Origin of the sequence: Mitsuaria sp. BK037 (genome assembly GCF_014193045.1) — a bacterium.
In the GTDB taxonomy this organism is placed as follows: Bacteria; Pseudomonadota; Gammaproteobacteria; order Burkholderiales; family Burkholderiaceae_C; genus Roseateles.
The window spans coordinates 1139076-1164600 of record NZ_JACHYS010000001.1 but is presented as its reverse complement, the minus strand read 5'-3'; the positions used below and the strand labels follow the sequence as shown (position 1 = coordinate 1164600).

Below are 25525 nucleotides of genomic sequence, written 5' to 3'. Positions count from 1 at the left end.
TCCAAGGCGTCGCGATCGCCGTATATCGACGCGGAACAACGAAGAGACGCTTCCCGTGGGCGGGCGCCTGAAGGCGCCTGGACACCGCGCCGCCGCCATGCCTGCCAAGCCGTCATCGCCATGAAGGGCGCCGTGCGCTCGCTGGTCATCGTGCTGGGAGACCAGCTGGACCTGCACAGCTCCGCCTTCGACGACTTCGATCCCGAATGCGATCTCGTCTGGATGGCGGAGGTGCGCGAGGAATCCCAGCATGTCTGGTCGAGCCGGATCCGCATCGCCCTCTTCCTCTCCGCGATGCGGCACCATGCCCGGGCGTTGCAGGGGCTGGGCCGACCGGTGGATTACGTGCGACTCGACGACGCAGGCAACACCGGCAGCCTCGCCGGTGAACTCCGGCGCGCGCTGGCGCGCTGGCAGCCGCGACGCGTGGTCCTGACGGCGCCCGGCGACTGGCGCGTGCTCAAGGCGCTGCGCGGGGCGGCGGCGGTCGCCGGGCATGCGATCGAACTGCGCGACGACCGGCATTTCTTCTGCACCGTGCGGGAGTTCGCCGCCTTCTCCCAGGGGCGACGGACCTTGCGCATGGAGGTGTTCTACCGGCACATGCGCCGCCATCACCGCGTGCTCATGAACGGCGACGAGCCTGCCGGCGACCGCTGGAACTTCGACGCGGAGAACCAGCGCCCCTTCCCGCCGGGCGGGCCGGCTTTCGTGCCCGATCGCGCTCGCGCACCTCCCGACGACATCACCCGCGAGGTGCTGGCACTCGTCGAGCAGGCCTTTCCCGAGCATCCGGGGTCGCTGCGGGACTTCGACTGGCCGGTGACCCGGGAGCAGGCCCTGCACGCCCTGGAGCGCTTCATCGCGGAGCGGCTGCCCGAGTTCGGCCTGTGGCAGGACGCGATGTGGCCGGGTGAGCCGTGGCTCTGGCACGCGCAGCTGGCCGCGGCGATGAACCTCAAGTTGATCGGCCCGCGCGAGGTGGTGGCCCACGCCGAGCAGGCATGGCGCGCGGGCGCCGCGCCGCTGGCCAGCGTCGAGGGCTTCATCCGTCAGGTGCTCGGATGGCGCGAGTACGTGCGGGGCATCTATTGGACCCACATGCCGGCGCTCGCCACGGCCAATGCCCTGGCGGCGGACCAGCCGCTGCCCGCCTTCTACTGGAGCGGCGAGACGGAACTGGCCTGCCTGGCGGACGCGCTGCGGCAGACGCTGCGCCTGGGTTATGCCCATCACATCCAGCGGCTCATGGTCACCGGGCTGTTCTCTCTGCTGCTGGGCGTGCGGCCCGCGCAGGTCCACGAGTGGTATCTGGCGGTCTACGTCGATGCGGTCGAATGGGTCGAGCTGCCCAACACGCTGGGCATGAGCCAGTTCGCCGATGGTGGCCGGATGACAAGCAAGCCTTATGTCGCCAGCGGCGCCTACATCGAGCGCATGAGCGGCGGCCAGCATTGCGCCCGTTGCCCCTACCAGCCCGGCGTCAAGCTCGGTCCCCAAGCCTGTCCGTACACGACGCTGTATTGGGATTTCCTGCTGCGCCACCGCACGCGCTTCGCGCGTCATCCCCGACTGGGCGCGCAGGTCCACCACCTCGATCGGCTGTCGGCGCAGGAGACGCGTGCGATCCAAACCCAGGCGCAGGCGCTGCGCGAGCGCTTCGCCCGCTGAGCCATCGCACCGGATCGGCCCGGATCGCCCTGTCCATCGGCAATGTGGGGCGCCGCACCCAGCGTAACGATTTCCCTTCCAGATGATCCGCCGCGCCGCGGGCGACGTAAGACCGTCGCGCTCCCGGGCCGGTCGTGCCGGTCCGGGCCGCCACAACCGCCATAACGTGAACCCAGGAGAACCATCATGCTGCGTCTCTTCAAATGGCTGCTCGCGGCCGCGACGGTGTCGACGATGCTCACCGCCTGCGGCGGCGACGACGACGATCCCGCGCCGATGCCGACCCTCGCCCAGGCCGCCCAGAACGGCGGCTTCACCGCGCTCACAGCGGCCGCCACGAAAGCGGGGCTGGCGTCGACGCTCGCGGACGGTTCGGTGTCCCTGACGGTCTTCGCGCCGACCAACGAGGCGTTCACGACACTGGCGACGCAGCTGGGTTTCGCCAGTGCCGATGCGATGGTCACGGCCCTGCCCGCATCGACGCTGGCCGGCATCCTCCAGTACCACGTGCTGGGCACGCGCAAGGCCGCCGCCGACCTGGCCGCGGGCGGCGCCACGCAGGCGACGCTGTACAAGTTCAACGGCAACGCCACGACGCTCAGCCTGAGCTTCACCGGCGGCGTCACCATCCAGGATGCGGCCCTCACCACCGCCCGTGTGACGGCTGCCGACGTGATGGCCAGCAACGGCGTCATCCATGCGGTCGACAAGGTGCTCGTGCCTCCGGGGCTGCTGAACATCGTCCAGATGGCGCAGGTGAACCCGACCTTCGACACGCTCGTCGCCGCGGTGGTCAAGGCGAACCTGCAGGGGACGCTCAGCGGCGCCGGCCCCTTCACCGTCTTCGCGCCGACCCATGACGCCTTCGCGGCCATCGCCTCGACGGTGAACGGACTGAGCACGCAGCAGCTCACCAACGTGCTGACCTATCACGTGCTGGGCAGCGAGGTGCTGTCGGCCAACATTCCCTTCGGCACGCCGGTCACCACGGTGCTGGGCCAGTCCCTCGTGATCAACGCCGGCACGCCGCCCACCATCACCGACTCCAGCGCGACGCCGGCCAGGATCGTCGCGGTCGACGTGCGGGCCAGCAACGGCGTGATTCACGTCGTCGACAAGGTGCTGATCCCCAACCCGCTGTGATGCGGCAGCGCGCGGCGCGCCGCGATGGAAGGGGCGCCGCCATGCAGGCAGGCAGTGCATCGAGGAGGCGGCTGATGATCGGCCTCGTCCAGTTCTGCCTGTTCCAGGCCGCCTGGTTCGCGTGCGTGCTCGGCGCGGCGCATGGTCAGGTCGCGGCGGGCCTGATGGCGGTGGCCGCGGTCGTGCTGCTGCACCTGGCCGTGAGTCCCGCCCGCGCCGCGGATCTGGCGCTGACGGTGCTGGCCATGCTGATCGGCCTCGCGTGGGACAGCGCGATGGTCCGGCAAGGCTGGGTGCAGTACGCATCGCCCGGCCCGCTGCCCCAGTTGGCGCCGATCTGGATCCTGGCGCTCTGGGCGCTGTTCGCGACCTTGCTCCGCGGGCCGCTCGCGTGGCTGCACGGGCGGCCGCTGCTGGCGGCGGTGCTCGGCGCCATCGGGGGACCGCTGTCCTACCTGGCCGCCGTGCGCCTGGGTGCCGGCAGCTTTCCTGACCCGGCGGTCGCACTGGCCGTGCTGGGCGCGGGTTGGGCGGTCATGACCCCGGCGTTGATCGAATCGGCCCGGCGCCTGGGCAGGCGGCACCCGCCGGCACCCACCGGGCCCACCTGAGCCTCTCCAGTTGGCGTCTGCAGGGCGATGGCGCGTCGGCGCCGAAGGACTGGGTACGATGCGGCGTTGCCTGCCTCATCACCTACGAGCACCATGAAATTCGCCACCTGGAACGTCAACTCCCTGGCCGTGCGCCTGCCGCAGCTGCTCGACTGGCTGGCCGCCAATCCGGTCGATGCGCTCGTGCTGCAGGAGACCAAGCTCACCGACGACAAGTTCCCGACCCTGGAGATCGGCGAGGCCGGCTACCAGGTCCAGTGGTTCGGGCAAAAGACCTACAACGGCGTGGCGCTGCTGTCCCGCGAGCCCGCCCGGGACGTCGTCAAGAACATCACCGGCTATGCCGACGAACAGGCGCGGCTGATCGCCGGCACCGTCGGCGACGTGCGCGTGATCGGCGCCTACTTCCCCAACGGGCAGGCGCTGGACAGCGACAAGTTCGTCTACAAGATGGCCTGGCTGGACGGCCTGCGCGCCTGGCTCGCCAGTGAACTCCAGCAGCACAAGCAACTCGTGCTGATGGGCGACTTCAACATCGCGCCGGAAGACCGCGACTGCTACGACCCCGCCGCCTTCGTCGGCCAGACGCACACCTCGCCGCAGGAGCGCGCGCACTTCCAGGCCTTGCTCGACCTGGGCCTCACCGACGCCTACCGGCTGTTCGAGCAGCCGCCCAAGAGCTACAGCTGGTGGGATTACCGCATGCTCGGCTTCCAGAAGAACAAGGGCCTGCGCATCGACCACATCCTCGTCAGCGAGGCGCTCAAGCCCCGCGTCACCGCCTGCACGATCGACCGTCAGATGCGCAAGCTGCCCAAGCCCAGCGACCACGCACCGGTGATCGTCACGCTCGACTGACGGCCGGCGCGCCGGCACTCCTTCACGGCGCGCCAACCCTCTCCAGGGTCAACCCGCAATGGCTTGATCTTGCTCAAGTGACGCCCTGACCAACTCATCGATGCTGTGTCTTGATCCAAGTCAAGACTTACCGTACAGGGAACGCATCGATGAGAACGAATCTGCCGGTCACGCAACGGGAATTCCCGTTCCCCGAGGGCCGCGCGCTGGTGTCCACCACCGACCTGAAGGGCCGGATCCTGCACTGCAACGACGTGTTCGTCGCGGTCAGCGGCTTCAGCCGCGAGGAGCTGATCGGCCGGCCGCACAACCTGATCCGCCATCCCGACATGCCGGCCGAGGCCTTCCGCGACCTCTGGGCGACGGTGCAAGCCGGACGGCCCTGGTCGGGCCTGGTGAAGAACCGCCGCAAGGATGGCGACCATTACTGGGTGATGGCCAACGTGACGCCGCTGCTGCGCGACGGCCAGCCGGCGGGCTACCTGTCGGTGCGCAGCCAGCCCACGCGCGAACAGGTGCGCGCGGCCGAGACGCTGTATGCGCGGATGAACGCCGAAGGCCAGCCGGGTCGGTCGGGTCGGAGCGAACTCGCGCTGCACCACGGCCGTCTTCGCGCGCCGCTCTGGCGGTGGCTCGCGGTCGGGGTCGTCTCGGCGCTGCGCTTGGGCCAGCGACGCGCCGCCCTGCGCGCAAGCCTGCGGGTGGCGGAGCGCCTCGCGGCCGGCGACCTGGGCGCACCACGCCCTCATGCCACCGAGGCGGCCGCGCCGCCGGGACTGCTGGATCGCGCGCTGACGCAACTGCGGGTGAACCTGCGCGCGCTGGTGTCGGACACGCAGCATGAACTCGGCCAGATGCGGGCGGTGTCGGACGCGATCGCGCAAGGCAACCATGACCTCGCCCGGCGAACCGAAGCCCAGGCGTCCAGCCTGGAGCAGACCGCCGCGAGCATGCGCCAGATCACCGACGAGGTGCGCGGCAACCGCGACGCGGCCCACCGGGCGCGCGAGGTCGCCGCGGAGCTCGGCCAGGCGGCGCGGCGCAGCGACGGCAACGTGCGCTCGGTCAACGACACGATGACCGCGATCGCCGAGGCCTCGGCCCGCATCGGCGAGATCACGCAGTTGATCGAGGGCATCGCCTTCCAGACCAACATCCTGGCGTTGAACGCGGCGGTCGAGGCCGCGCGGGCCGGCGAGCATGGCAAGGGCTTCGCGGTGGTGGCGTCGGAGGTGCGCGCGCTGGCGCAGCGCAGCACGGTGGCGGCGCGAGAGATCAAGCAGCTGATCGCCGCCTCCGGCGAGAAGGTCGAAGCGGGCACGCGCCAGACCGGCGAGGCGCGCCGCAGCATGGCGGACACGCTCTCGGCGGTGGAACGCTTCGGCGGCGTCATCGAGGACATCGAGCGCAGCGCGCAGGCGCAGCTCGACGACATCTCGCAGGTGACCGACGCCGTGCGTCAGCTCGAGCAGATCACGCAGCAGAACGTGGCGATGGTCGAGGACTTGGCGCGGTCCTCGGATCGGCTGCGCGGCCAGGCCGGCGAGGTGGCCGCGGCGCTCGGCCTGTTCCAGATGGGACGTTGAGCCGCGCGAGCGTTCAGGGCGCTCGGGGCGCTCAGGGCGTTGCTCGGGTTTGGAGCGCTCGGAGCGTTCAGGCGCTCATGGCGAGTCGCCATCGAGCTCGTCTGGATCGACTTCGCCCCGCATCAGCGCCGCGCATTCGTCGAGCAGCGCATGCAGGCGCTGCACGCGCTCGTCGCCCAGGCGCTCGTTGAGCGAGAGCTGCGCGCGCTTCCAGGTCGCCTTCATCTGCTTGCGACGCGCGTGGCCCTCCTCGGTCGCCTGCAGTTGGCGGCTGCGCGCGTCGGGCCCGGGCAGGGTCTCCACCAACCCCATCGCGAGCAGGGGCTGGATGTTGCGCGACAGCGTCGACAGATCCAGGTCCATGCGGCGCGCGAGTTCGCTCGGCTGGATCGGACCGAGCACCACGATGTGCGACAGCAGCGCGTACTGCGTGGTCTTCAGGCCGGTCTCGGCGAAATGGGCCTCGCAGTGGTTGGAGACCAGCCGCGTCACCTGGCGAAGCTTGAAATTGGTACAGCCCTTGGGCGAGATGGGCTCCGCCTGGGCGGTGCTCGCCGTGGCGGACGTCTTCGTGGCGGTGACGGACGCGTTCATGGGTCCCCTCACGTGGAAGCCTGCGGCTGTCGCAGGGATGCTTGACAGCGGAAGATTGTAGCTGCAACCATTGCAGCCACAAGTTTCCGGATGGTCTTCATTCACCCGACAGGAATGCACGATGAGCGCAGCTTTGACTCCCTCGCACGACGAAGCGCTGGCCCAGTGGCTGGACGAAGAAAAGGCGGTCCGCGCGATGCTGCGGCCCGAGCATGGCGTGGCCACGATGGCGGAGATCGCCGGCCTGAACGGCCTGCAGCAGATGCAGGCGATGCTCGACGGCAAGCTGCCGCCGCCGCCGATCGCGCAGACCCTCGATTTCACGCTGCTGCGCGTGACCAAGGGCGAGGTGATCTTCCAGGGCTCGCCCAAGTTCCGGCACTACAACCCGATGGGCACGGTGCACGGCGGCTGGTATGCGACGCTGCTGGATTCGGCGCTGGGCTGCGCGGTGCACACGACGCTGGATCCCGGCCGCGGCTATACGACGCTGGAGCTCAAGATCAACCTGGTGCGGGCGCTCAACGAGCGCGTGCCGGTCGTGCGCGCCATCGGCCGCGTGCGGCATGTCGGCCGCCAGATGGCGACGGCGGAGGCGGACCTGATCGGCCATGACGGCAAGCTGTATGCGCATGGGAGCACGACTTGCTTGATCTTCGATCCTGTGAAGCGGTGAACCAGGCAACCGGCGGCCACGGCTCTGGAAGCCCTTTTCATCGTTTCGCTCCCACCCCATCCCCGCCCTCCGAGCGGGCGGGGCAGCAGTTACCCCACCCCGGCCCGCCCCCCAAGGGGCGGGTGAGCGGCGAGGGGTCAGCGCAGCGCGCTCGCTTCCTTGGCCAGTTGGGTGATGCGGGCCCAGTCGCCCGCCTTCACCGCGTCGGCCGGGGTGAGCCACGACCCACCGCAGACCTTGACGTTCGGCAGCGCCAGGAAATCGGGCGCGGTCTGCACCGTGATGCCGCCGGTGGGGCAGAACGCCACGTCGGGGAACGGGCCGGCCAGCGCCTTCAGCAGGCCGACGCCGCCCACCGCGGTCGCAGGGAACAGCTTCAGGAACTTGTAGCCGGCGTCGCTGGCCATCATCACCTCGCTGGCCGTCGACACGCCCGGCAGCAGGGGCAGGAAATGCGCCTCGCAGGCGCTCGCCACGTCCTGCGTGAAGCCGGGGCTGACCGCGAAGCAGGCACCGGCCTGCTTGGCCGCGACCGCGTCGGCCGAGGTCCGCAGCGTGCCCGCGCCCACCAGCGCCTGCGGCACCTCGCGCGCGATCGCGGCGATCGCCTCCAGCGCCACCGGCGTGCGCAGCGTCACCTCCAGCACCTTCACGCCGCCGGCGACCAGCGCGCGCGCCAGCGGCACCGCGTCCTCGACGCGGTCGATGACGATGACCGGAATCACCGGACCGTGTTCGGCCAGGCTCAGGGTGTCCTTGATGGAACTCATGGGGTTCTCCTCGTAATCGAATCCGAATCCGCCGACGCGTCGATCCTCCGGCCTCACAGCCAGGTGACCGCGCCCTCCTCCGCCGACGTCACATTGCGCCGCATGCCGGCGAACAACTCGCGGCCCAGTCCGGCGCCGTTGTCCACCACCGCGTCCGCGGTGATCTGCGCCAGCTCGCGCCGGTCCCACTCCGCCGCCGGCACCAGCGCCGTCAGCTCGCCGCTGTTGGCGCACACCCGCACCAGGTCGCCGTCGCGCAGCTTGGCCAGCGGCCCGCCCGAGAGCGCCTCCGGGCTCACGTGGATCGCCGCCGGCACCTTGCCCGACGCGCCGCTCATGCGCCCGTCGGTCACCAGCGCCACCTTGAAACCCTTGCCCTGCAGCACCGCCAGCGGCGGCGTCAGCTTGTGCAGCTCCGGCATGCCATTGGCCTGCGGCCCCTGGAAGCGCACGACGACCACGACGTCGCGCTCCAGTTCGCCGGCCTTGAACGCGGCCTGCATCGCCTCCTGGCTGTCGAAGATGCGCGCCGGCGCCTCCACCGTGTGCCGATCCTCGGGCACCGCCGACACCTTGATCACCGCGCGACCCAGATTGCCCGCCAGCAGCTTCAGCCCGCCGGTCGGCGAGAACGGCGCGGCGGCGGTGCGCACCACCGCCTCGTCGCCGCTCCGGGCCGGCAGGTCGCTCCAGCTCACCGACCCATCCTCGGCGCGGCGCGGCAGCCGCGCGAAGGCATTCAGATCCTGCCCCGCGACCGAGGTCAGCACGTCCCCGTGCATCAGCCCGGCGCCGATCAGTTCCTTGATCACGAAGCCGGGGCCGCCCGCGGCCTGGAACTGGTTCACGTCGGCGCTGCCGTTCGGATACACCCGCGCCAGCAGCGGCACGACCGACGACAACTCGGAGAAATCGCTCCAGTCGATCAGGATGCCCGCCGAGCGTGCCACCGCGATCCAGTGGATCAGGTGGTTGGTCGAGCCGCCCGTCGCCAGCAGCGCCGCCATCGCGTTGACGATGCTGCGCTCGTCCACCATGCGGCCGATCGGCGTGTAGTCGCGCTGCGGAATGATCTTCAGCGCCTGGCGCACGGCCTCGCGGGTCAGCGCCTCGCGCAGCCCGTCATGCGGATGCACGAACGCCGCGCCCGGCACATGCAGGCCCATCGCCTCGAGCAGCATCTGGTTGCTGTTGGCCGTGCCGTAGAACGTGCAGGTGCCGGCGCCGTGATAGGCCTGGGACTCGGCCTGCAGCAGCTCGTCGCGGCCGACCTTGCCCTGCGCGTAGAGCTCGCGCACCTTGGCCTTGTCGTTGTTGGACAGCCCCGAACTCATCGGCCCGGCCGGCACGAACACGCAGGGCAGATGGCCGAAGTGCAGCGCGCCGATCAGCAGGCCGGGCACGATCTTGTCACAGATGCCCAGCAGCAGCGCGGCATCGAAGACATCGTGGGACAGCGCCACCGCCGTGCCCATCGCGATCGTGTCCCGCGAGAACAGGCTGAGCTCCATGCCCGGCGTGCCCTGCGTGACGCCGTCGCACATCGCCGGCACGCCGCCCGCGACCTGCGCCGTGGCGCCCTGACGATGCACCTCGTCGCGGATGATCGCGGGGTAGTTCTCATAGGGCTGATGGGCCGACAGCATGTCGTTGTAGGCCGTGACGATGCCCAGATGCGGCGCCTTCTCGGCGACGATGCGCAGCTTGTCGTTGGCCGGCATCGCGGCCACCGCATGGGCGACGTTCGCGCAACCGAGGCGCTGCACGCCGCGCTGGCGGCCCGCCATGCGCTCGATCAGGTCCAGATAGCGCTCGCGCGAAGCGGCGCTGCGCGCCTTGATGCGCGCGGTGACGTCCAGAAGCGTCTTGTTCATGCCGACTGCCGATGTAACTCGGCCAGGGTTAGATTGGTAACCATATTACACGCCGACGGGGTCCCACGGCCCTCCGCAAGCGCTTTCCCAGGTACAAGAGAGTTACGAAAACGCTCACCCACTGCGCGGCAGTCCACGTTCCCGAAGCGCGCCCGCCGCACGACACCTTCCGCTCTCCGCTCTCCGCTCTCCGCTCTCTGCTCTCCGCTCTCCGCTCTCCGCGCTCCGCCTCCGTTCTACGCCCTGCCCTGCGCCCACCGCTTCGTTGCAGTCAGCCCTGCTGCCGGGACGGGAGGGCGTGGGGTTTTGGCGCTGGCCGCCAAGGCCCCATGCCCTCGCGGCCAACGCACCGCCGGTTGCAGTGGGAGTGCCCCCCTATGGCAGCATTCCCCCATGATTCACGACCCTTTGGCCGAAGCCCGGCTCGAAGACCTTCCTTCCCATAGTCAAGCGCTGCTGCAAGTGGCGGAGCGTCAATGGGACCGCGAGCACGGCCTGATGATGTTCGCCTATGGCTCGCTGATGTGGAACCCTGGTTTCGAGCCCGCGCAGACGCTGGTGGCGAAGGTCCAGGGTTATCACCGCGCGCTGCGCCTGCGTTCGCTGGTGAACCGGGGCAGCGCGGAGCAGCCGGGGCTGGTGATGACGTTGTTGTCGGGCGGCAGTTGCCGGGGGTTGCTTTATCGCGTGGCGCCGCAGGACAGCGAGGCCACGCTGCATCGTCTGTGGCTGCGGGAGATGGTGGTCGGCACCTACGTGCCGCGGTGGCTGGACTGCCAGTGCGCCGATGGCCTGGGCACGCGCAAGGCGCTGGCCTTCACGCTGTCGCGGCGCAGTCCGGGCTGGGTGGGAGACCTCGCCGACGACCGATTGCTGCACATCCTGCGCCACGCGCGCGGGCGCTATGGCACGACCTTGGATTACCTGACGCGCGCCGTGACCTGCCTACGGGAGCACGGCATCCACGACCGCGCGCTGGAGCGCCAACTGGCGCTGGCTCGCTCGCACGGGTTGTGAGGCAACCGGCCGCGTCGGCTTGGGCCGCGGCTCGGCACCGCGAGCCGGCAGGTCTCAGCCGGAGCCGGCCTTGGCCCGTTTCAGCCGCCGAAGCTGCGCATGCCCAGGTCGCTCGGGCGCGGCATCGACGGATCCACCTTGAGCCGCTGCAGGTCCTCGACGGTATCGACGTCGATCAGCACGCCCGGATCGTCGACGTCCACGGCCTGCGCCGGATAACGCGCCAGCAGGCGGCGCGCGCCCTCATCGCCCTGCAGGCTGGTGAGTTCGGAGAAGAGTTCGGCGTTGAAGCCCACCGGATGCCCCCGGCGCCCGCGGTGCTGGGCGTAGGCGATCGGATCGCGCTCGATCGCATCGGCCACCGCGGCCAGGGTGCCGGGTCGCACCATCGGCATGTCGGCCGGCAGGATCAGCCACCCCGGCGCGTCCCCGGTCGCGGCGACACCCGCCGCGATCGAATGGCCCATGCCCAGCGGCGCCGGACGTCCCAGGCGGTCCTGGTCGGGCAGCACCAGCATGTCGCGCGAGGCCACATGGCGTCGGACCAGAGGCGCCAACGCGGTCGAGGTCACCACGAGCATCGGCAGGCCGGAAGCCATCGTCTGGCGCAGCGTCAGCGCCAGCACGGTGTCCCCGTTCAAGACCTGTTCCAGCTTGTGGCCCTCGCCGCGAAAGCGCTGGCCGCGCCCTGCCGCGAGCACGACGACGGCGGGTCGTCGCTGATTCATGCAAACTTCCTTCTGGTTTGGTCCCGAGTCCCCCCGGCCGCCGCTCTCTGGCACGGCTCCATGCCGGGAAGCATGCCTGCCGGAAGATGGGGCTCGCACCCGGAGTTTCACGAGTGGGAGCTTTACTTAAGGATTCGCCCGATACTCCAAAGGATGGACAAACTCTCCGACCTTCGAAAGAGCTACGAGCGTGACGAGCTCGACGAGCAGTTGGCCTCGCCCGAACCGCTGCGCCAGTTCCGCGAATGGCTCCAGCAGGCGCTGGACGCCGGCATCCCCGAACCCAATGCGATGACCCTGGCCACGGTGGGCCCGGACGGCCGGCCGTCCACCCGCATCGTGCTCATCAAGGACATCGAGGAGCGCGGGCTGGTCTGGTACACCAACTACGACAGCCGCAAGGGTCGCGAGTTGGCGGCGCATCCGTTCGGGGCGCTGCAGTTCCATTGGGTCGAGATGGAACGGGTGGTGCGCATCGAAGGACGGGTCGAGAAGGTCGAGTCCGCGCAGTCGGATGCCTACTTCGCGTCGCGGCCGCTGGACTCGCGGCTGGGCGCCTGGGCGTCGCCGCAGAGCCAGGTGATCTCGTCGCGCGCGGTGCTGGTCGCCAACGCGGCGAAGGCTGCGGCCCAGCATGGGTTGAATCCGGCGCGACCGCCGCACTGGGGCGGGTACCGGCTGGTGCCCGAGCGCTGGGAGTTCTGGCAGGGGCGCAAGTCGCGGTTGCATGACCGGCTCGTGTATCGGCTCGAGGACGGCATCTGGGTCCGGGAGCGACTGGCGCCCTGATCCTCTACTTCCACGGCCGCTGGCCCTCACCCCTGCCCTCTCCCGCAAGCGGGAGAGGGAGTGCGCAACGATTGGCCCCCTTTCCCACAAGTGGGAGGGCGTGCGGGGCGCACAGATGGCACCCTTTTCCGCAAGCGGGAGGAAGTGCGAAGCGCGCCGGTGAAGCTCCCTCTCCCGCTTGCGGGAAAGGGTGGGGGTGAGGGCCGGCGCCCGGGTCAGAACTTGACCTGCACCCCCGCGAACACGCTGCGCCCCGGCAGCGGCGTGAGCTCGCGGATGGTCTGCACGCTGCCTGCGTTGTAGGCCAGCTTGTTGGCCAGGTTGTCCAGCTTCAGGTACCACATCGCGTCCAGGTTGCCGATGTCGAAGTGGCGCGCGATGTTCAACCTCAGGATCCCGTAACCGGCCGTCGGCGTGTCCAGCGCCGGCACGCGGTCCTGGCGCCTGGCGCCGCGCAGCTCGGCTTGGATGAGCCACGGGCCGCGCTCAGCCTGGATCGACAGGCTGGCGCGCACCGGCGCCAGGCGCGGCAGCGGCTCGCCGGTATCGCGGTTGGTGCCGCGCACCAGGTCCAGCGTCGTGCCCAGCGTCAGGCCCCAGCCGGCCACCGCCGGCAGCGGCTGGCGGCCTTCGAGCTCGATGCCATGCATCCGCGCCCGCACGCCGCGGTACAGGTATTCGGGCACGGTCTCGGTGCCACCGTCCTCGCCGACCAGCTCGACGCTGCGGCCGCTCGCGTCCAGCGCGATGTAGTTCGAGAAACGCGTCTGGTAGACCTGCAGGCTCCATTTGGCCTCGCCCTGCTTCCAGTGCAGGCCCAGGTCGACCGCCTTCGCGCGCTCCAGCCCGAGGTTGACGTCCCCGACCTCGAACGCGCCCGAGGCCACGTGCACGCCGTTGGCGAAGAGTTCATAGAAGGTCGGCGCGCGCTGGCTGCTGCTCAGGTTGCTCGACAGGCTGAAACCCTGCCCCAGCTCATAGGCGCCGCTCAGCGACAGGCTCTTCGGGCTGAAGCGGCGCGTCACGGGATCACCGAAGCGCTCCTCGTCACCGCCGGTCGAAGCCACGCTGACGCGCTCGGCGCGCGCGCCCGCCTGCAGGCTCCACGGGCCGGACTTGAACTGCTCGATCAGGAACAGCGCGTTGCTCCGCGTCTTGGTGCCGGGCACCAGCGCCTCCTCGCCGAGCGCGGAGAAGTCGCTCTGGTCCCACTGCCAGCCCAGCACGCCCTGAACCGTGCCCCAGTTGCCCTGGAAGGCCGCATGCGTGGCCTCGACGCGGCCGTCCTTGCCGTCGGATTCGAAGACGGTGCCGATCTCGCCACTGCCCTCCACTTCCTGATGCTTGTAGCGGCTGCTCGCGAACTGCCAGGTCACGCGAGCCAGGCCCGGGAGCGGATCGCGCCACTCGCCGGCGGTGGCCAGGCGCTGGCGCTGCATCTGGATGCGCACGTCGGGCTCGACGGTCACGCCGTATTCGTTGTGGTAGTCCTCCACCGACACGCCGGCATAGCCCTGCGAGAACAGCAGCGAGCCGCCCACCGCGCCGCTGCGGCCGTGGGCGTCGGAGTTGCGCACCCGCGTGCTGCTGCCGTCTTCGCTGGTGAAGCGCGGCACGCGCTGGTCGTCGGCGCGACGGTCGGCGGCATCGACGTGCCAGGCGAACGCGTTGCTGCCGCCGTCGAGCACCACCGCCCCGCCGCGCTCATCGGACGCGCCGCCCAGGCGCAGCTCGGCCACGCCGTTCAGGCCCGGCTGGGCCAGGCGCGGGATGCGGTTGTCGATCGCGTTGACGACGCCGCCGATCGCGTTGCCGCCGTACTGCAGCGCCGCCGCGCCCCGCAGCACCTCGACCCGCGTCAGCACCAGCGGATCGACCGGCAGCGCATGGTCGAAGCTCAGGCTGGAGGCGTCGACCGAGGCGCCGGAGTTGCTCAGCATGCGGACGCGGTCACCGTCCAGGCCCCGCATCGTCGGGCGGTTGCTGTTGGGACCGAAGTAGGTCGAGCCCACGCCGGCCAGGCCGTCCAGCGTTTCGCCCAGGCTCGCGCCACGCTTGAGGGTCAGCGCGTCGCCGCTCAGCGCCTGCACCGGCGCGGCGAGCTCGCGCTGGCTCAGCGGGTTGCCGGTCACGACGACGACGTCGAGCTTGTGCTTGTGCGCGCGGGCCGCGCCGCCCGCGGCGGTGTCGGCATTGGCGGCGTCACCTGTGGGAGCGGCGGCATCGGCGGTCGACGCGACGGGGGCCTGCTGGGCCCAGGCGGTGCCGGCGCCCAGCGCGAGCGCCAGGGAAATGGGAGACAGGAGGAACGGGAAACGGGGCTTGTTGGCCATGAGGACACTCTCGAGCGCCGGCGGTCGAGCACCGCGGCGCGATCAGATGCTGGTGGGGATCCCGCGGGCGCGAACGCCAGCGCCGAGGCGCCTGCCGGGCGTGCCGCCGAGCGGCGCACGGCCCCGTCGAGGGGCGTGGCGCGCAGCGCGGAACGGCGCGAGCACGGCACGAGCACGGTGCAAACGGCGCAAAGAACGTCGAGGAACGACGCCGAAGCGACGCTGAAAGGACGCGGGAAAGATCGACGGAGGTGTCAGGCGCGCGGCGGACCGCGCGCGCCCTTGCGCCACAGCTGGGCCAGCGCCGCGTCGTGCGGCGCGTCCACGTCGACCGGGAGGTCCGGCGACGGCGCGGTCCAGGCGAAGGCCTGGGCGACCGGCCCCAGCGCATGGCTGAGTTGGTCGAGCAACTGGCAGTCCGGCGTGCCGGCCGCATGGCCGAAGCTGGGCGCGGGCGTGTCCTCGCCCGCCGCCTGCGCGATCGCGATGGCGATGCGCGAGGGATGGCCGGCCGACCCGTGCAGGCTGCGGTGCACCAGGCCGAGCGCCTGGAAGCCGAGCACCGCCGCCACGCACAGCCAGATCCACCAGCGCTGCTGGCGGGTCCGGAGGGTCGCGGTGGGGCGATGCATCGGCATGGGGTCCGTCGTGGGCGCGTTCAGCGCGCCGCGGGCACGGCCTGCGTGACCCGGTAGAACATGCCGTAGGGGTCGTCGTTGAGGACCGCCATCTGGCCTTCGACGGTCACGACCTCCAGCGTGTAGCGCACCGGCGTCTTGCTGCGCACTTCCACCAGGCCTTCAGGGCCGGCGGGCACGCAAAAGGAGCAACTCGTCGGCACCGACGACAGCAGGAAGTGGCTCTGCTTGTCGCCCGGCTCGAGCGGCATCATGAAACCCTGGATCTTCACGGTGCGCTTGTCCAGCGCGAGCACGCCGGAGGGAAAGGTCGGGATGACCTTGCTCTTGTCGGCCTTGACCGTGACCGAGGACAGCAGCTTCCAGCTGACGACGCCCTCGACCTCCTGCAGCGGCTTGAAGGGGCTGCGGGGATCGTGGTAGCCGGGACCCGAGCCCATCGGGATCGCGGTGCCCGGTGAGGACGCCTGGGCCTGGGCGGGATCGGCGGCGACGAGGGTGGCCGCCGCCATGCCGATCGCCAGGCAGGCGAGCGCACTTCCAGGAAGGCGCGGCATGGCGATGGCGATGACGGTTCGTGAGGACATCAGGCGTCGGGGCGTCGGCGTGAACGCGGCGTCGGCGCCGCGTGAAACGCGACATTGTGCCTCGCCTCGCCTGGCCCCCTCAACTCGCCTCGCCGATTCGCGGCGCGTTGCGCCGAGCCCGTCGCGCGGGGGCGCAGCGCTCGCCCCACTGCCCGCCGCTTGCGGTCCGCCGCTCAACGCGGCGTCTGCAGCAGCTCCGTCACGTCGAGCCGGTAACCGCGCCAGGCTGGCCAGGCCGCCGCGATCAGCGCCAGGCCCAGCGCGAGCGCCGGCACCAGCGCCTCCCAGGCCGAGACCCAGGCGCCGGAGATCCGCACCGACTGCTGCTGCGCGAGCACCGCGCCCAGCACGGCCGCGAAGCCATGGGCGAGTCCGAGCGCCAGCAGAGTCGCGAGCGAGGCCAGCATCAGCGCCTCCAGCGCGATCAGGCCGGCGACGCGCGCCGGCGTCGCGCCGAGCATCCGCAGCATCGCGAGGTCGCCCTGGCGCTCGCGCACCGCGTGCAGCAGCGCCACCAGCACCGACAGCGCCGCCGCCAGCAGCAGCACACCCCCGAAGCCGCGCAGCACGTCCACGCCCACCCCCACCATGCTCAGCAGCCGCGCGGTCTCCAGCGCCGGCACCGAGGCCTGCAGCCCCGCCTGCGCGTTGACCCAGCGCGGCAGCATCACGGCGGCCAGCGGGCTGCGGTAGCGCACCAGCACCATGCTGACCTCGAGTGCGGCGTCCGCATGGCCCCCGGTGTGCTCGTGCTCGTGCTCGTGCTCGTGCTCGTGGTCCGCGGCGTGGTCGTGATCCTCCGCGCGGTCGCGGTCGCTGGCGTGGTCGCGGTCGCTGGCGTGGTCGTCGTGGCCCCTGCCCTTCGATTCATGAGCCGACTTCGCCGCGTGCCCATGCGCCGCATGGGCCTCCCAGACCGAGGCCTGGTCCGTCAGCACCAGCCGGTCGACCACACCGCCCGTTGGCGCCAGGATGCCGGTCACTTCATAGGGCTGCTCGTGTTCCTCGCCGCCACCGGCCAGGCCGTGCGTGCCGTGGAACCGGTCGCCCGGCTTCAGCCCGGACTGACGCGCCGCCTCGGCGCCCAGCACCGCCTGCATGGGCCCGGTCCAGCGCCGGCCCTGCGCGAGCTCCAGCTGGTAGAGCGCCAGGTAGTCCGCCGTCGTGCCGACGATGCGGTGGCCGCGGAAGCTGTCGCCCAGCGAGATCGGCACCGCCTGCGCCACCAGCGGTTGCGCCTTCAACTGCGAGACGGTGGCGAGCGGGATGTTGCCCGTCGACTGGTCCAGGTGGAACACGCCCGCCAGCAGGATCTGCATCGGACTGCCCTTGGCACCGACCACCAGATCGATGCCGCCGAGATCGCGTCGCAGGCCTTGCTCCAGCTGCTCGCTGACCAGCACGACGAAACCGATCGCGGCCAGGCCCAGGCTTAGCAGCATCAGGTTGAGCGCCGTCAGCATCGGACGCGCCCAGAGGTATCGCCACGCCAGGCGCAGCAGGTTCAGCGGGGACCGGCTCATGGGGTGGCGCACGACGTCGGCGGCGGCATCGTCGCGCTGCCCATGCGCATGAGCCTCAACCGTTGCAGCGCCGGCCACTCGCTCCAGGCGGCCTCGATGCGGGCGTCATGCGAGGCGATCACCAGGCTGGCGCCGTGTTCCGTCGCCACGCGACGCAGCAGCGCCAGCGTGGCCTCACAGGCCTCGTCGTCGAGGTTGGCGGTGGGCTCGTCGGCGAGCACGAAACGCGGCGCCCGCAGCAACGCTCGCGCCAATGCCACGCGCTGCGCCTGGCCCTGGCTGAGCGCATGCGGACGTCGGTCCAGCAGTGGCGCGATGCCCAGCTCGGCCAGCAGCGCCGTGATCCGGGCGTCGTCGGGCTTGAGCCCGGCGGCGACGTAAGGCAGCGCGAGGTTGTCGCGCACGCTCAGCGAGGCGCTCAGGTGCAGGCGCTGCGGCACGAAGCCCAGATGGGCGCCGCGCCAGGCATCCCGCGCGGCCGGCGCGAGCGCGCCGACCTCCACCCCGTCCATCGCCAGGCGTCCCGCCGTCGGCGTCAGCAGTCCGGCCATCAAGGCGAGCAGCGTGCTCTTGCCGCTGCCCGAAGCGCCGCGCAGCAGCAGATGACCGCCGCGCGGCACCTCGAAGTCGGGAAAGTGCAGGTCGGCCGCGGCGGACGCCCCGTAGCGGAAGCGCAGCCCGTGGCTCGTGATCAGCGCGGCGGCGTCCGTCGACGCCATCAGCCGGCCGCCTCGTCCTTCAGCAGTTCCTTGAACTTCTTCGCGAACTTGTCGACCTTGGGCGCGACGACGAACGCGCAGTAGCCCTGCTCCGGATGATTGGCGAAGTAGTCCTGGTGATAGGCCTCGGCGGGCCAGTAGTTCTGCTCGGGCTGGACCTCGGTGACGACCTTGCCGCCATGGGCGCGCTGCGCCTCGTCCAGCACCTGCCGGATCACGCCCAGCTGCTCGGGCCGCGTGTAGTAGATGCCGGAGCGGTACTGCGTGCCGACGTCCGCGCCCTGGCGGTTCAACGTCGTCGGATCGTGGATGGTGAAGAACACCTGCAGCAGATCCTCGAGGCTGACGACGCGGGTGTCGAAACGCACCCGCACCACCTCGGCATGACCGGTGTTGCCGGAGCAGACCTGCTCATAGTTGGGCTGCGCGACCTGGCCGTTGGTGTAGCCCGACTCGACGCCCAGCACGCCCTTGACGCGCAGGAACACCGCCTCGGTACACCAGAAGCAGCCGCCTCCGAGGGTGATCAGGTCCTCGCCGGCCGGCAGGGAAACGGGATTCGGAGTGGTCGTCATGGCAGGTCCTCAAGGCTGGCGGGAAGTCTTCCCGCGACAGGCGGATTCAGATCGGGCGCGCGCCCCGGAAATCAAGCCCGCCAGCATAGGCGAGCGACGCCCGCTCACTGTGCGCTGAGCGCCAGATCCACGCGCGGCTGCCAGGGCTTGTCCTTGTCGGCGCCGCGCTCGTCGTCCTTCGCGTGCAGCTTCGGCGAGGCCAGGAACATGCGCGCGTTCGGCACGCCGCGCTCGATCAGCGCATCCCGCACCGCGACCGCGCGCTGCAGCGCCAGCTCCCGCAGCTGCTCGTCGGTGACGGTGTAGCTGTCCATCAGCAGCTCGCGCATCTGCTCGGCCGGGATGTCCTTGGTCAGGCCGACGAAGTTGCGCGGCTTGTTGGGCAGCTTGGCGTTGTCGTAGACGACCTTGAGCAGGCGCGCGCGCTGGGTTTCGTCCAGCGTCACCGGCGCGTCGGTCGCGGCGGAGGCCGCCGTCGCCGGGCCCACCGCCTGCCCCGCTGCCTGTGTCACCGCCGCCCGCCGCAGTTCCCGACGCCGCTCCGCCAGCAGCGCATCCTCGAGCCGCGCCGCCTGGGCCGCGCGGCGCTCGCCGGCCGGATCGACCCAGCCGGTGATGCTCAGTTGCAGCGCCGGGCGGTCCGCCAGCACCCGGGTCAGCGGCTCGAGCTTCCTCGCCGCGTCCGGCTGCAGCGCGGCCGTGCCGGGCTGGAATTCGAGCTGGCTCATCTCCGCCCCGCCGCCGCCGGACAGCAGCGAGAACGGCGACATCAGCGCCTTGGTCAGCAGGTTGACGATGAGCTTGACGACCAGCCCGCCGACGCTGAACTCCGGATCGTTGAGCGAGCCGCTGACTGGCAGGTTGACGTCGATCACGCCATCCCGGTCCTTGAGCAGCGCCACCGCCAGCTTGACCGGCAGCTTGGTCGCGGTCGGGCTGTCGATGCGGTCGCCGAAGGTCAGCTGGTTGAGCACGATCTTGTTGTCGGCCTGCAGCCGGCCGCCCGGCTCGATCTCGTAATGCACGCGCGTCGAGAGCTTGCCGCGCTCGATCGCATAACCGGCGTACTTGCCGGCATAGGGCGACAGCGGCGCGAGCTCGATGTCGGTGGCGCTGGCGGTGATGTCCAGCGCGAGCGGCGCCCCGCTCGGGTTCAGGCGGCCGCTGATGTCCAGCAGCCCGGTGCCCTCGACCTTGCCCTTGAGCTGCAGCGGCGCCATCTCCTGCGAGCCCGCCGAGAACGCGCCCAGCGTGCCGGTCAGTTCGCTCAGGTTGGCGCTGTAGTTGGGCTTGATGAACCGGTCGTTGAAATCGACCTTGCCGCCGTTGAGCCGGGTCTCGGCGATGCTGAGCCGCAGCGGCGGCTGCCCGGCGGCGGACGAGGCGGCCGCGGCACCGGTGGCCGGCGCGGGCGCCGAGGTGGCCTGCGCCACCGTCGCCGCCACCGGGGCCGAGGCCGCCGCCGTGCCGGCCACGGCGGCCACCGCCTGCCCCTGCTCGGTCTGGTTCAGGTCGCGCAGGTTGAGACGCCCTTGCTCGTTGACGATCAGCCGGGCGTAGAACTCGTCGAGCACCGCCTGCTGGATCTTCAGGTCCGGCGTGCCGCCCGCCGCGAGCGCCAGGCGCAAACCACCCAGCTTCAGCCCCTGCCAGCTCAGCAGTTCCTCGGCCGAGCGCCGCCGGCCGTCCTGCAGACGGGCCTGGCGCAGGCGCAGGTCGGCGATCAGCAGGTCGCCGCCAGCCGCGACCGACGGCCCCTTGGGCGTCTCGGCCAGCTCGAAGCTGCCGCGCATCGAGCCCTCGGCCCGCTGCAGGTGGATGCCGATCGACGGATCGAGGTAGGGATCGGCCCAGTGCAGCGGCAGGTGCTCGGCGCTGACTTTGCCGGACAGCTTCAGCGGCGCCAGCGCCAACTGGCCGTCCCAGCGGAACGTCGGGACCTCGCGCTGGTTGCGCCGCGTGGCGTCGGGCCGGCGCAGGGTGGCGCTCAGCTGGACCGGCATGGGCTTGCGCAACTGCCGCCCGTCCCACTCGAGACCGGAAAGCTTCAGCGCCAGTTCCTGCAGGCCGATCGGCCGGGCCGGTTCGTCGTCGAGCACATGCGTGGCCAGGTCCAGCAGCGTTGCGCTGCCGCCCTCGACGGTGACCTCGGCGACCTGCGCCGTCCACGGCGCGGGGACCGACGCGGCTGCCACCTCGCGGTGCTCGGGCGCATCCAGCGTCAGGCGATCGCCCCGCGTTTCTGGCACGCGCTGGCGCGAGGCCGTCGCGGCACCCGCGCCCTGGGACGGCGCCGACGCGGCCATCCAGGCCTCCCAGCTCCATCGGCCCGCCTTGTCGCGCCCCAGATGCGCCTGCGGCGCCACCAGCGCCAGCTTGCCGGCGCTCAGCCGGCGGCTGTCCAGGAGCAGCTCCGCCTGGTCCAGGCTCAGCTGCTTGAGCGCCAGCACCGGCTGCTTGCCGTCAGCGATCTCCAAGCCGTCCAGGCTGAGCCCCTTCAGCGACAGCTTGACGTCCTCGCCGCCGGGACCGGCGCGCACGGTGCCCTGCGTCGCGAATCGGCCGCGCACGGCCAGCGGCGTCGCCGCCTTCAGGTAAGGCGCGAGCCCGTCCAGCGCCAGGTCCTTCACGGCCCAGTCCAGCGCGATGCCGGCCGCGCCGACCTGGCCCTTGCCGGAGACCGTCGCGGGCGACGCCGCGCCGTCGGCGCCCAGGGTGGCGGTGATCTCGACCGGCGCCGCCTTCGCCGCCAGCGGCCAGTTCAGCCCGCTGCCGGTCACGCTCAGGGCGTCCACCCGCCAGCGGGCGGCCGGACGCAGCGTCTCATCGGTCCAGCCGACACGGCCGCCTTCCAGCGCCAGGCGCTGGACGCCGACGCGCCACGGCGCCGCGGCGGTTCTCGAGGCACCGGCCGCCGAGGCGGCGGTTGCGCTCGCCACCGGCTTCGGCGCGGGCGCCGCCGGCATGTCCGGCAGCCACAGCCGGCCTTGCGCGTCGCGCCCCATCAGCAGCTCGGGCTGCTTCAAGGTGACCGCGCCCAGCATCACCTGCCGCTTCAGCGGCTGGACGTCGGCCAGGTCGACGGTCAGCGCCTGCCAGCGCAGCCAGTCCGCCCAGACGCCGTCGCCGGCGCCACGCTGCAGCGACAGGTCGCGCAGCGCAGTGCGGCCGCTGATCTTGACCTCGGGCGCCTGCCTGGGCGGCTGCTTGAAGTCGAGCGTCAGCTGCGTGTCGAGCCGGCCCTGCGCCAGGCGCATCGGCAGCGACTTGGGCCAGTAGGCGCGATAGGCCGACAGGTCCAGCGCGTCGAGCTTGACGGTCATGCTCGCGCTGCGGGTGTCCGCGAACGGCTGCGCCTGGCCTTCGCTCTGGAAACCCACGCCGTTCAACTGCCCGGACAGGCGCGGCTGCACATGCACCTCGACGTCCGCGTCGAGCGTCGACAGGAAGGGAATGCCCAGATGCAGCGCCTTGAGCTCATGGACCATGCCGGCGGTCCGGTCGTCCAGGCGGAATTCGCCGTCGGTCAGTTCGATGTTGTAGAGCGCCGCCTCGGCCGGGCCGTCGTCCGGCGACGGCGGCGTCTTCGGCGCCCCGGCCAGCCGGGCGAGGATGTCGTCCAGATCGGTCTTGCCGTCCGGCAGCAGCGCGACGCGCCCGCGCGGCGCCTCCACCGTCAGCGAGGACAGCACCGGCGCCAGGTGCCAGAGCGAGCGTGGCGACAAGGCCGCCCAGACACGGCGCACCTCCAGCAGCGGCGGCGCCTGCGCCGCGGGGCCGGCGATCTTCAGGTCCTCCAGCGTCAGCGCCAGCCGCCACGGCGTGAAGCTGGCGCGGCCGAGCGTCACCGTCCGGCCGAGTTGCTCCGTCGCGATCCGCACGCCCGCCCGCTCGATCCACATCGGCAATGCCACCCACGCGACCAGCAGCAGGGCCACGACGAACAGCACCAGGCCCACGAGCGCGCGCAGGACGCGCCGGGGCCAGACGGGAAGAGCGGAGAAGAACACGGGCACAGCCGGCAGGGACCGGTCGAATCGTCAAGGAAGCTGATTATGCTGGCGGGCCTCAACACCTGACACCCATCCCCGGCTCCCGATGAACGACCTGATACACGCGGTCGCTGCCTTCCTCCTGCCACCCACCGGCGCCTTTCCGCTGCTGCTGCTCGCCTGGTGGCTGCGGCATCGCCGGCGGTGGTTGTCGGGCGCGCTCTTTGCGGCCGGGCTGGTCGCGGTCTGGGTCGGCAGCACCGAACTGGGCGCGCTGTGGCTGCAGCAGCGCCTGCTCGGCCCGCAGCAGGCCGTGCAGATCCAGCGGCTCCAGGACATCCCGCCGCGGGAAAGCGTCATCGTCGTGCTCGGCGGCGGCGCCCGCCGGCTGATGCCGGAGTACGGCAGCGCGCAGCTCAAGCCGGCATCGATCGAACGGCTGCGCTACGGCATCTGGCTCTCGCGCCACACCGGCATCCCGTTGATCTTCACCGGCGGCACGCCGCGCGACGAGCCCGGGGATCGCATGACCGAGGCCGCGCTGGCCGAGCGGACCGCGGCGCAGGAGTTCGGTTTCAAGCTCGCCGCGAAGGAAGACCGGGCCACCGACACCCGCGAGAACGCGCGCTACACCGCCGAGCTGCTCCGCGGCCACCCCGTGCGCCGCGTCGTGCTGGTCACGCACGACGTCCACATGCGCCGGGCGCTGCGCGCCTTCCGGGAGGAACTGCCGCCCGGGGTCGAGCTGGTGCCGGCGCCGATGGGGCTGGCGCTGTCCGGGTTCGAATGGCGCGACCTGCTGCCGTCGCAGGACGGCACCGCCCGCGCGCGCTACCTGGGCTACGAATGGCTGGGGTACCTGGCCGGCCATTGAACGGGCCTTCCGCCGGGCCGGGATCGCGCAGTTACCCCAAATAGAAACCCCCTCCGCGCCGGGCATCCCGGACGGGAGGGGGTGGGCGGACCAGCCGCCTTTGGGGCTCCGCGGCGATCTGCCGCAGGGCTCCTGGCGCGCAGAGACTGCGCCAGAGGAAGTGCCGGAAAGGCCTGACAACCTTAGGTGGGCCATCCGGCCGATTCAAGCCGCGCCCCCTAGGAATCAGGACATTCCTAGCCCCCGAACAAACGCTGATAGAGATCCGCCGCGCGGGCCCTGTGTTCGGCCGGCATCTCGATGACGCGCCCCCACTCGCGACTGGTTTCGCCCGGCCATTTGTTGGTCGCGTCCAGGCCCATCTTCCCGCCCAGTCCGCTGACCGGCGAGGCGAAGTCCAGGTAGTCGATCGGCGTGCCCTCGACCAGCGTCGTGTCCCGCACCGGATCCATGCGGGTCGTGATCGCCCAGATCACGTCCTGCCAGCTGCGGATGTCCACGTCCTCGTCCACGATCACGATGAACTTGGTGTACATGAACTGGCGCAGGTAGCTCCACAGGCCGAACATCAGCCGCTTCGCATGGCCCGGGTACGCCTTCTTGATCGAGATCACCGCCATCCGGTAGCTGCAGCCCTCCGGCGGCAGGTAGAAGTCGACGATCTCCGGGAACTGCTTCTGCAGGATCGGAACGAACACCTCGTTCAGCGCCACGCCCAGCACCGCAGGCTCGTCGGGCGGCTTGCCGGTGTAGGTCGAGTGGTAGATCGCGCCGTCGCGCTGGGTGATGCGGTTCACCTCGAAGACGGGGAACCAGTCCTGCTCGTTGTAATAGCCGGTGTGGTCGCCGTAGGGCCCCTCCAGCGCGTGCAGGTAGCCGCCCTTCTCCTTGAGCGGGATGCCGTCCTCGCTGTGGCCGGTGAAGCCGGGCGCCGCCGGCGGGATGTGCCCCTCCAGCACGATCTCCGACGTCGCGGGCACCTGCAGCATCCGGCCGGCCTCGCCGACCTGCGTGTCGGCGACCTCCGTCCGCGAGCCGCGCAGCAGCCCGGCGAACTGGTATTCGGACAGGGTGTCCGGCACCGGCGTCACCGCCCCCAGCGTCGTCGCCGGGTCCGCGCCCAGCGCCACCGCGATCGGGAAAGGCTGTCCCGGATTCGCGATCGCGAAGTCGCGGAAATCGAGGGCGCCGCCGCGATGCGCCAGCCAGCGCATGATCAGCTGCCGGCGGCCGATCAGCTGCTGTCTATAGATACCCAGGTTCTGGCGCAACCGGGGGTTGGCGATCCGCTGCGGTCCGCGCGTCACCACGAGGCCCCAGGTCAGCAGCGGGCCGATGTCGCCTGGCCAGCAGGTCTGGATGGGCAGCTGCTTGAGGTCGACGGCCGCGCCCTCGACCACCTGTTCCTGGCAGACCGGCCGCTTGACCAGCGCCGGCTTCATGTCCCACAGCGCCTTGCCCATCTGGGCCAGCTTGCCCAGGTCGCGCATGCCGCGCGGCGGTTCCGGCTCCTTGAGCGTCGCCAGCAACTGGCCGACCTCCCTCAATTGGGTGGTCGACTCCGCGCCCATGCCCAGCGCCACCCGGCGCGGCGTGCCGAACAGGTTGGCCAGCACCGGCATGCGATGGCCGGTGGGCCGCTCGAACAGCAGAGCCGGCCCTTCCGCCCTCAGCACCAGGTCGCTGAGGGCCGTCATCTCCAGCACCGGCGACACCGGATCGGTCACCCGACGCAGTTCCCCCATGCCTTCCAAAGCGCCCACAAAGTCACGCAGATCTCGGTACTTCATAACCAAAAGTTTTGATGAACAAGGCCCATACTATTGACGGGTTATTGTTGATCCATAGAATCGCGCCCTGCCCTGGCCCCCAGGGTTATCCCGGTCTTCGCCTTGGGACGGCGAAACCGGTCCGCTGCCAATGGACGCTGGATCGCCCGTCTGTCGCGCCAAGCGCCCGGAGCCCTC

General features: G+C 70.9%; 21 protein-coding genes and 1 pseudogene. 10 read left to right on the top strand and 12 right to left on the bottom strand.

Annotation, left to right across the window (positions count from 1 at the left end; genetic code table 11):
• The first annotated feature begins 120 nt into the window (after nt 1–120).
• The 6 genes and pseudogenes from FHT37_RS05085 to FHT37_RS05065 all read left to right on the top strand — a co-directional run bounded on the left by FHT37_RS05085 (nt 121) and on the right by FHT37_RS05065 (nt 5869).
• Nucleotides 121–1671: a cryptochrome/photolyase family protein gene (locus FHT37_RS05085; protein ID WP_183479240.1), complete on the top strand. Its 1551-nt coding sequence runs from the start codon at nt 121–123 to the stop codon at nt 1669–1671.
• Between the two features lie 186 nt (nt 1672–1857).
• Complete coding sequence (locus FHT37_RS05080) at nt 1858–2814, top strand: fasciclin domain-containing protein (protein WP_255489491.1); 957 nt, start codon at nt 1858–1860, stop codon at nt 2812–2814.
• Nucleotides 2815–2888: 74 nt separating this feature from the next.
• Entirely contained in the window at nt 2889–3425 is a 537-nt protein-coding gene (locus tag FHT37_RS05075; RefSeq protein ID WP_175538234.1) for a DUF2878 domain-containing protein, read from the top strand.
• A gap of 93 nt (nt 3426–3518) precedes the next feature.
• Nucleotides 3519–4283 carry an exodeoxyribonuclease III gene (locus FHT37_RS05070; protein ID WP_091724401.1) on the top strand — a complete coding sequence of 255 codons (765 nt, stop codon included), beginning with the start codon at nt 3519–3521 and terminating at the stop codon, nt 4281–4283.
• Nucleotides 4284–4432: 149 nt separating this feature from the next.
• Nucleotides 4433–4714 (top strand): annotated as a pseudogene (locus tag FHT37_RS25775) (PAS domain-containing protein); the annotation flags it as partial.
• A gap of 3 nt (nt 4715–4717) precedes the next feature.
• Entirely contained in the window at nt 4718–5869 is a 1152-nt protein-coding gene (locus tag FHT37_RS05065; RefSeq protein WP_409072704.1) for a methyl-accepting chemotaxis protein, read from the top strand.
• Nucleotides 5870–5944: 75 nt separating this feature from the next.
• Here FHT37_RS05065 and FHT37_RS05060 read toward each other — a convergent pair whose 3' ends face one another.
• Nucleotides 5945–6463 carry a MarR family winged helix-turn-helix transcriptional regulator gene (locus tag FHT37_RS05060; RefSeq protein WP_091724399.1) on the bottom strand — a complete coding sequence of 173 codons (519 nt, stop codon included), beginning with the start codon at nt 6461–6463 and terminating at the stop codon, nt 5945–5947.
• A gap of 121 nt (nt 6464–6584) precedes the next feature.
• On the opposite strand from FHT37_RS05060, the gene FHT37_RS05055 reads away from it, so the two are divergent.
• Nucleotides 6585–7139: a PaaI family thioesterase gene (locus tag FHT37_RS05055; protein ID WP_091724398.1), complete on the top strand. Its 555-nt coding sequence runs from the start codon at nt 6585–6587 to the stop codon at nt 7137–7139.
• A gap of 137 nt (nt 7140–7276) precedes the next feature.
• Here the strand turns inward: FHT37_RS05055 and FHT37_RS05050 are convergent, their stop codons facing one another.
• Nucleotides 7277–7909, bottom strand: coding sequence for a bifunctional 4-hydroxy-2-oxoglutarate aldolase/2-dehydro-3-deoxy-phosphogluconate aldolase (locus FHT37_RS05050; RefSeq protein ID WP_183479236.1), 633 nt, complete (start codon nt 7907–7909; stop codon nt 7277–7279).
• A gap of 53 nt (nt 7910–7962) precedes the next feature.
• Nucleotides 7963–9783 (bottom strand): phosphogluconate dehydratase, encoded by a 1821-nt coding sequence (gene edd, locus FHT37_RS05045; protein WP_183479234.1) that lies wholly within the window; start codon nt 9781–9783, stop codon nt 7963–7965.
• A 393-nt stretch (nt 9784–10176) separates the two neighbouring features.
• On the opposite strand from edd, the gene FHT37_RS05040 reads away from it, so the two are divergent.
• The gene (locus FHT37_RS05040) at nt 10177–10800 is read left to right on the top strand and encodes a gamma-glutamylcyclotransferase (protein WP_183479232.1); all 624 of its coding nucleotides are present in this window, start codon (nt 10177–10179) and stop codon (nt 10798–10800) included.
• Nucleotides 10801–10880: 80 nt separating this feature from the next.
• Here the strand turns inward: FHT37_RS05040 and FHT37_RS05035 are convergent, their stop codons facing one another.
• Nucleotides 10881–11528 carry an NTP transferase domain-containing protein gene (locus FHT37_RS05035; protein WP_091724394.1) on the bottom strand — a complete coding sequence of 216 codons (648 nt, stop codon included), beginning with the start codon at nt 11526–11528 and terminating at the stop codon, nt 10881–10883.
• Nucleotides 11529–11681: 153 nt separating this feature from the next.
• Here FHT37_RS05035 and pdxH point away from each other — a divergent pair, with 153 nt between their 5' ends.
• Nucleotides 11682–12317, top strand: a complete 636-nt coding sequence (pdxH, locus tag FHT37_RS05030; RefSeq protein WP_183479230.1) for a pyridoxamine 5'-phosphate oxidase — start codon at nt 11682–11684, stop codon at nt 12315–12317.
• A 215-nt stretch (nt 12318–12532) separates the two neighbouring features.
• Here pdxH and FHT37_RS05025 read toward each other — a convergent pair whose 3' ends face one another.
• The 7 genes from FHT37_RS05025 to FHT37_RS04995 form a co-directional block, all read right to left on the bottom strand.
• Nucleotides 12533–14650: a TonB-dependent receptor gene (locus tag FHT37_RS05025; protein WP_221210956.1), complete on the bottom strand. Its 2118-nt coding sequence runs from the start codon at nt 14648–14650 to the stop codon at nt 12533–12535.
• Nucleotides 14651–14904: 254 nt separating this feature from the next.
• On the bottom strand, nt 14905–15288 hold the full coding sequence (locus tag FHT37_RS05020; protein WP_221210955.1) for a hypothetical protein: 384 nt from the start codon (nt 15286–15288) through the stop codon (nt 14905–14907).
• 20 nt (nt 15289–15308) lie between these two features.
• Nucleotides 15309–15875, bottom strand: coding sequence for a DUF3299 domain-containing protein (locus FHT37_RS05015; RefSeq protein WP_255489490.1), 567 nt, complete (start codon nt 15873–15875; stop codon nt 15309–15311).
• Between the two features lie 173 nt (nt 15876–16048).
• A complete protein-coding gene (locus FHT37_RS05010; RefSeq protein ID WP_183479228.1) occupies nt 16049–17398 on the bottom strand; it encodes an ABC transporter permease in 1350 nt (449 codons plus the stop codon).
• Entirely contained in the window at nt 17395–18117 is a 723-nt protein-coding gene (locus tag FHT37_RS05005; RefSeq protein WP_183479226.1) for an ABC transporter ATP-binding protein, read from the bottom strand. Before FHT37_RS05005 ends, FHT37_RS05010 begins: the two co-directional genes overlap by 4 nt.
• Entirely contained in the window at nt 18117–18692 is a 576-nt protein-coding gene (gene msrA, locus FHT37_RS05000; RefSeq protein ID WP_091724389.1) for a peptide-methionine (S)-S-oxide reductase MsrA, read from the bottom strand. The genes FHT37_RS05005 and msrA overlap by 1 nt, the downstream gene beginning before the upstream one ends.
• 104 nt (nt 18693–18796) lie before the next feature.
• Nucleotides 18797–22702, bottom strand: a complete 3906-nt coding sequence (locus tag FHT37_RS04995; protein ID WP_183479224.1) for a DUF748 domain-containing protein — start codon at nt 22700–22702, stop codon at nt 18797–18799.
• A gap of 88 nt (nt 22703–22790) precedes the next feature.
• Here FHT37_RS04995 and FHT37_RS04990 point away from each other — a divergent pair, with 88 nt between their 5' ends.
• Nucleotides 22791–23558, top strand: coding sequence for a YdcF family protein (locus FHT37_RS04990; RefSeq protein WP_183479223.1), 768 nt, complete (start codon nt 22791–22793; stop codon nt 23556–23558).
• Between the two features lie 236 nt (nt 23559–23794).
• Here the strand turns inward: FHT37_RS04990 and FHT37_RS04985 are convergent, their stop codons facing one another.
• Complete coding sequence (locus FHT37_RS04985) at nt 23795–25348, bottom strand: UbiD family decarboxylase domain-containing protein (RefSeq protein ID WP_183479220.1); 1554 nt, start codon at nt 25346–25348, stop codon at nt 23795–23797.
• Between the last annotated feature and the right edge of the window lie 177 nt (nt 25349–25525).

Coding starts and splice junctions, on each gene's coding strand:
- FHT37_RS05085 (WP_183479240.1), top strand. CDS start 121: ATGAAGGGCGCCGTGCGCTCGCTGGTCATCGTGCTGGGAGACCAGCTG.
- FHT37_RS05080 (WP_255489491.1), top strand. CDS start 1,858: ATGCTGCGTCTCTTCAAATGGCTGCTCGCGGCCGCGACGGTGTCGACG.
- FHT37_RS05075 (WP_175538234.1), top strand. CDS start 2,889: ATGATCGGCCTCGTCCAGTTCTGCCTGTTCCAGGCCGCCTGGTTCGCG.
- FHT37_RS05070 (WP_091724401.1), top strand. CDS start 3,519: ATGAAATTCGCCACCTGGAACGTCAACTCCCTGGCCGTGCGCCTGCCG.
- FHT37_RS05065 (WP_409072704.1), top strand. CDS start 4,718: ATGGCCAACGTGACGCCGCTGCTGCGCGACGGCCAGCCGGCGGGCTAC.
- FHT37_RS05060 (WP_091724399.1), bottom strand. CDS start 6,463: ATGAACGCGTCCGTCACCGCCACGAAGACGTCCGCCACGGCGAGCACC.
- FHT37_RS05055 (WP_091724398.1), top strand. CDS start 6,585: ATGAGCGCAGCTTTGACTCCCTCGCACGACGAAGCGCTGGCCCAGTGG.
- FHT37_RS05050 (WP_183479236.1), bottom strand. CDS start 7,909: ATGAGTTCCATCAAGGACACCCTGAGCCTGGCCGAACACGGTCCGGTG.
- edd (WP_183479234.1), bottom strand. CDS start 9,783: ATGAACAAGACGCTTCTGGACGTCACCGCGCGCATCAAGGCGCGCAGC.
- FHT37_RS05040 (WP_183479232.1), top strand. CDS start 10,177: ATGATTCACGACCCTTTGGCCGAAGCCCGGCTCGAAGACCTTCCTTCC.
- FHT37_RS05035 (WP_091724394.1), bottom strand. CDS start 11,528: ATGAATCAGCGACGACCCGCCGTCGTCGTGCTCGCGGCAGGGCGCGGC.
- pdxH (WP_183479230.1), top strand. CDS start 11,682: ATGGACAAACTCTCCGACCTTCGAAAGAGCTACGAGCGTGACGAGCTC.
- FHT37_RS05025 (WP_221210956.1), bottom strand. CDS start 14,650: ATGGCCAACAAGCCCCGTTTCCCGTTCCTCCTGTCTCCCATTTCCCTG.
- FHT37_RS05020 (WP_221210955.1), bottom strand. CDS start 15,288: ATGCCGATGCATCGCCCCACCGCGACCCTCCGGACCCGCCAGCAGCGC.
- FHT37_RS05015 (WP_255489490.1), bottom strand. CDS start 15,875: ATGTCCTCACGAACCGTCATCGCCATCGCCATGCCGCGCCTTCCTGGA.
- FHT37_RS05010 (WP_183479228.1), bottom strand. CDS start 17,398: ATGAGCCGGTCCCCGCTGAACCTGCTGCGCCTGGCGTGGCGATACCTC.
- FHT37_RS05005 (WP_183479226.1), bottom strand. CDS start 18,117: ATGGCGTCGACGGACGCCGCCGCGCTGATCACGAGCCACGGGCTGCGC.
- msrA (WP_091724389.1), bottom strand. CDS start 18,692: ATGACGACCACTCCGAATCCCGTTTCCCTGCCGGCCGGCGAGGACCTG.
- FHT37_RS04990 (WP_183479223.1), top strand. CDS start 22,791: ATGAACGACCTGATACACGCGGTCGCTGCCTTCCTCCTGCCACCCACC.
- FHT37_RS04985 (WP_183479220.1), bottom strand. CDS start 25,348: ATGAAGTACCGAGATCTGCGTGACTTTGTGGGCGCTTTGGAAGGCATG.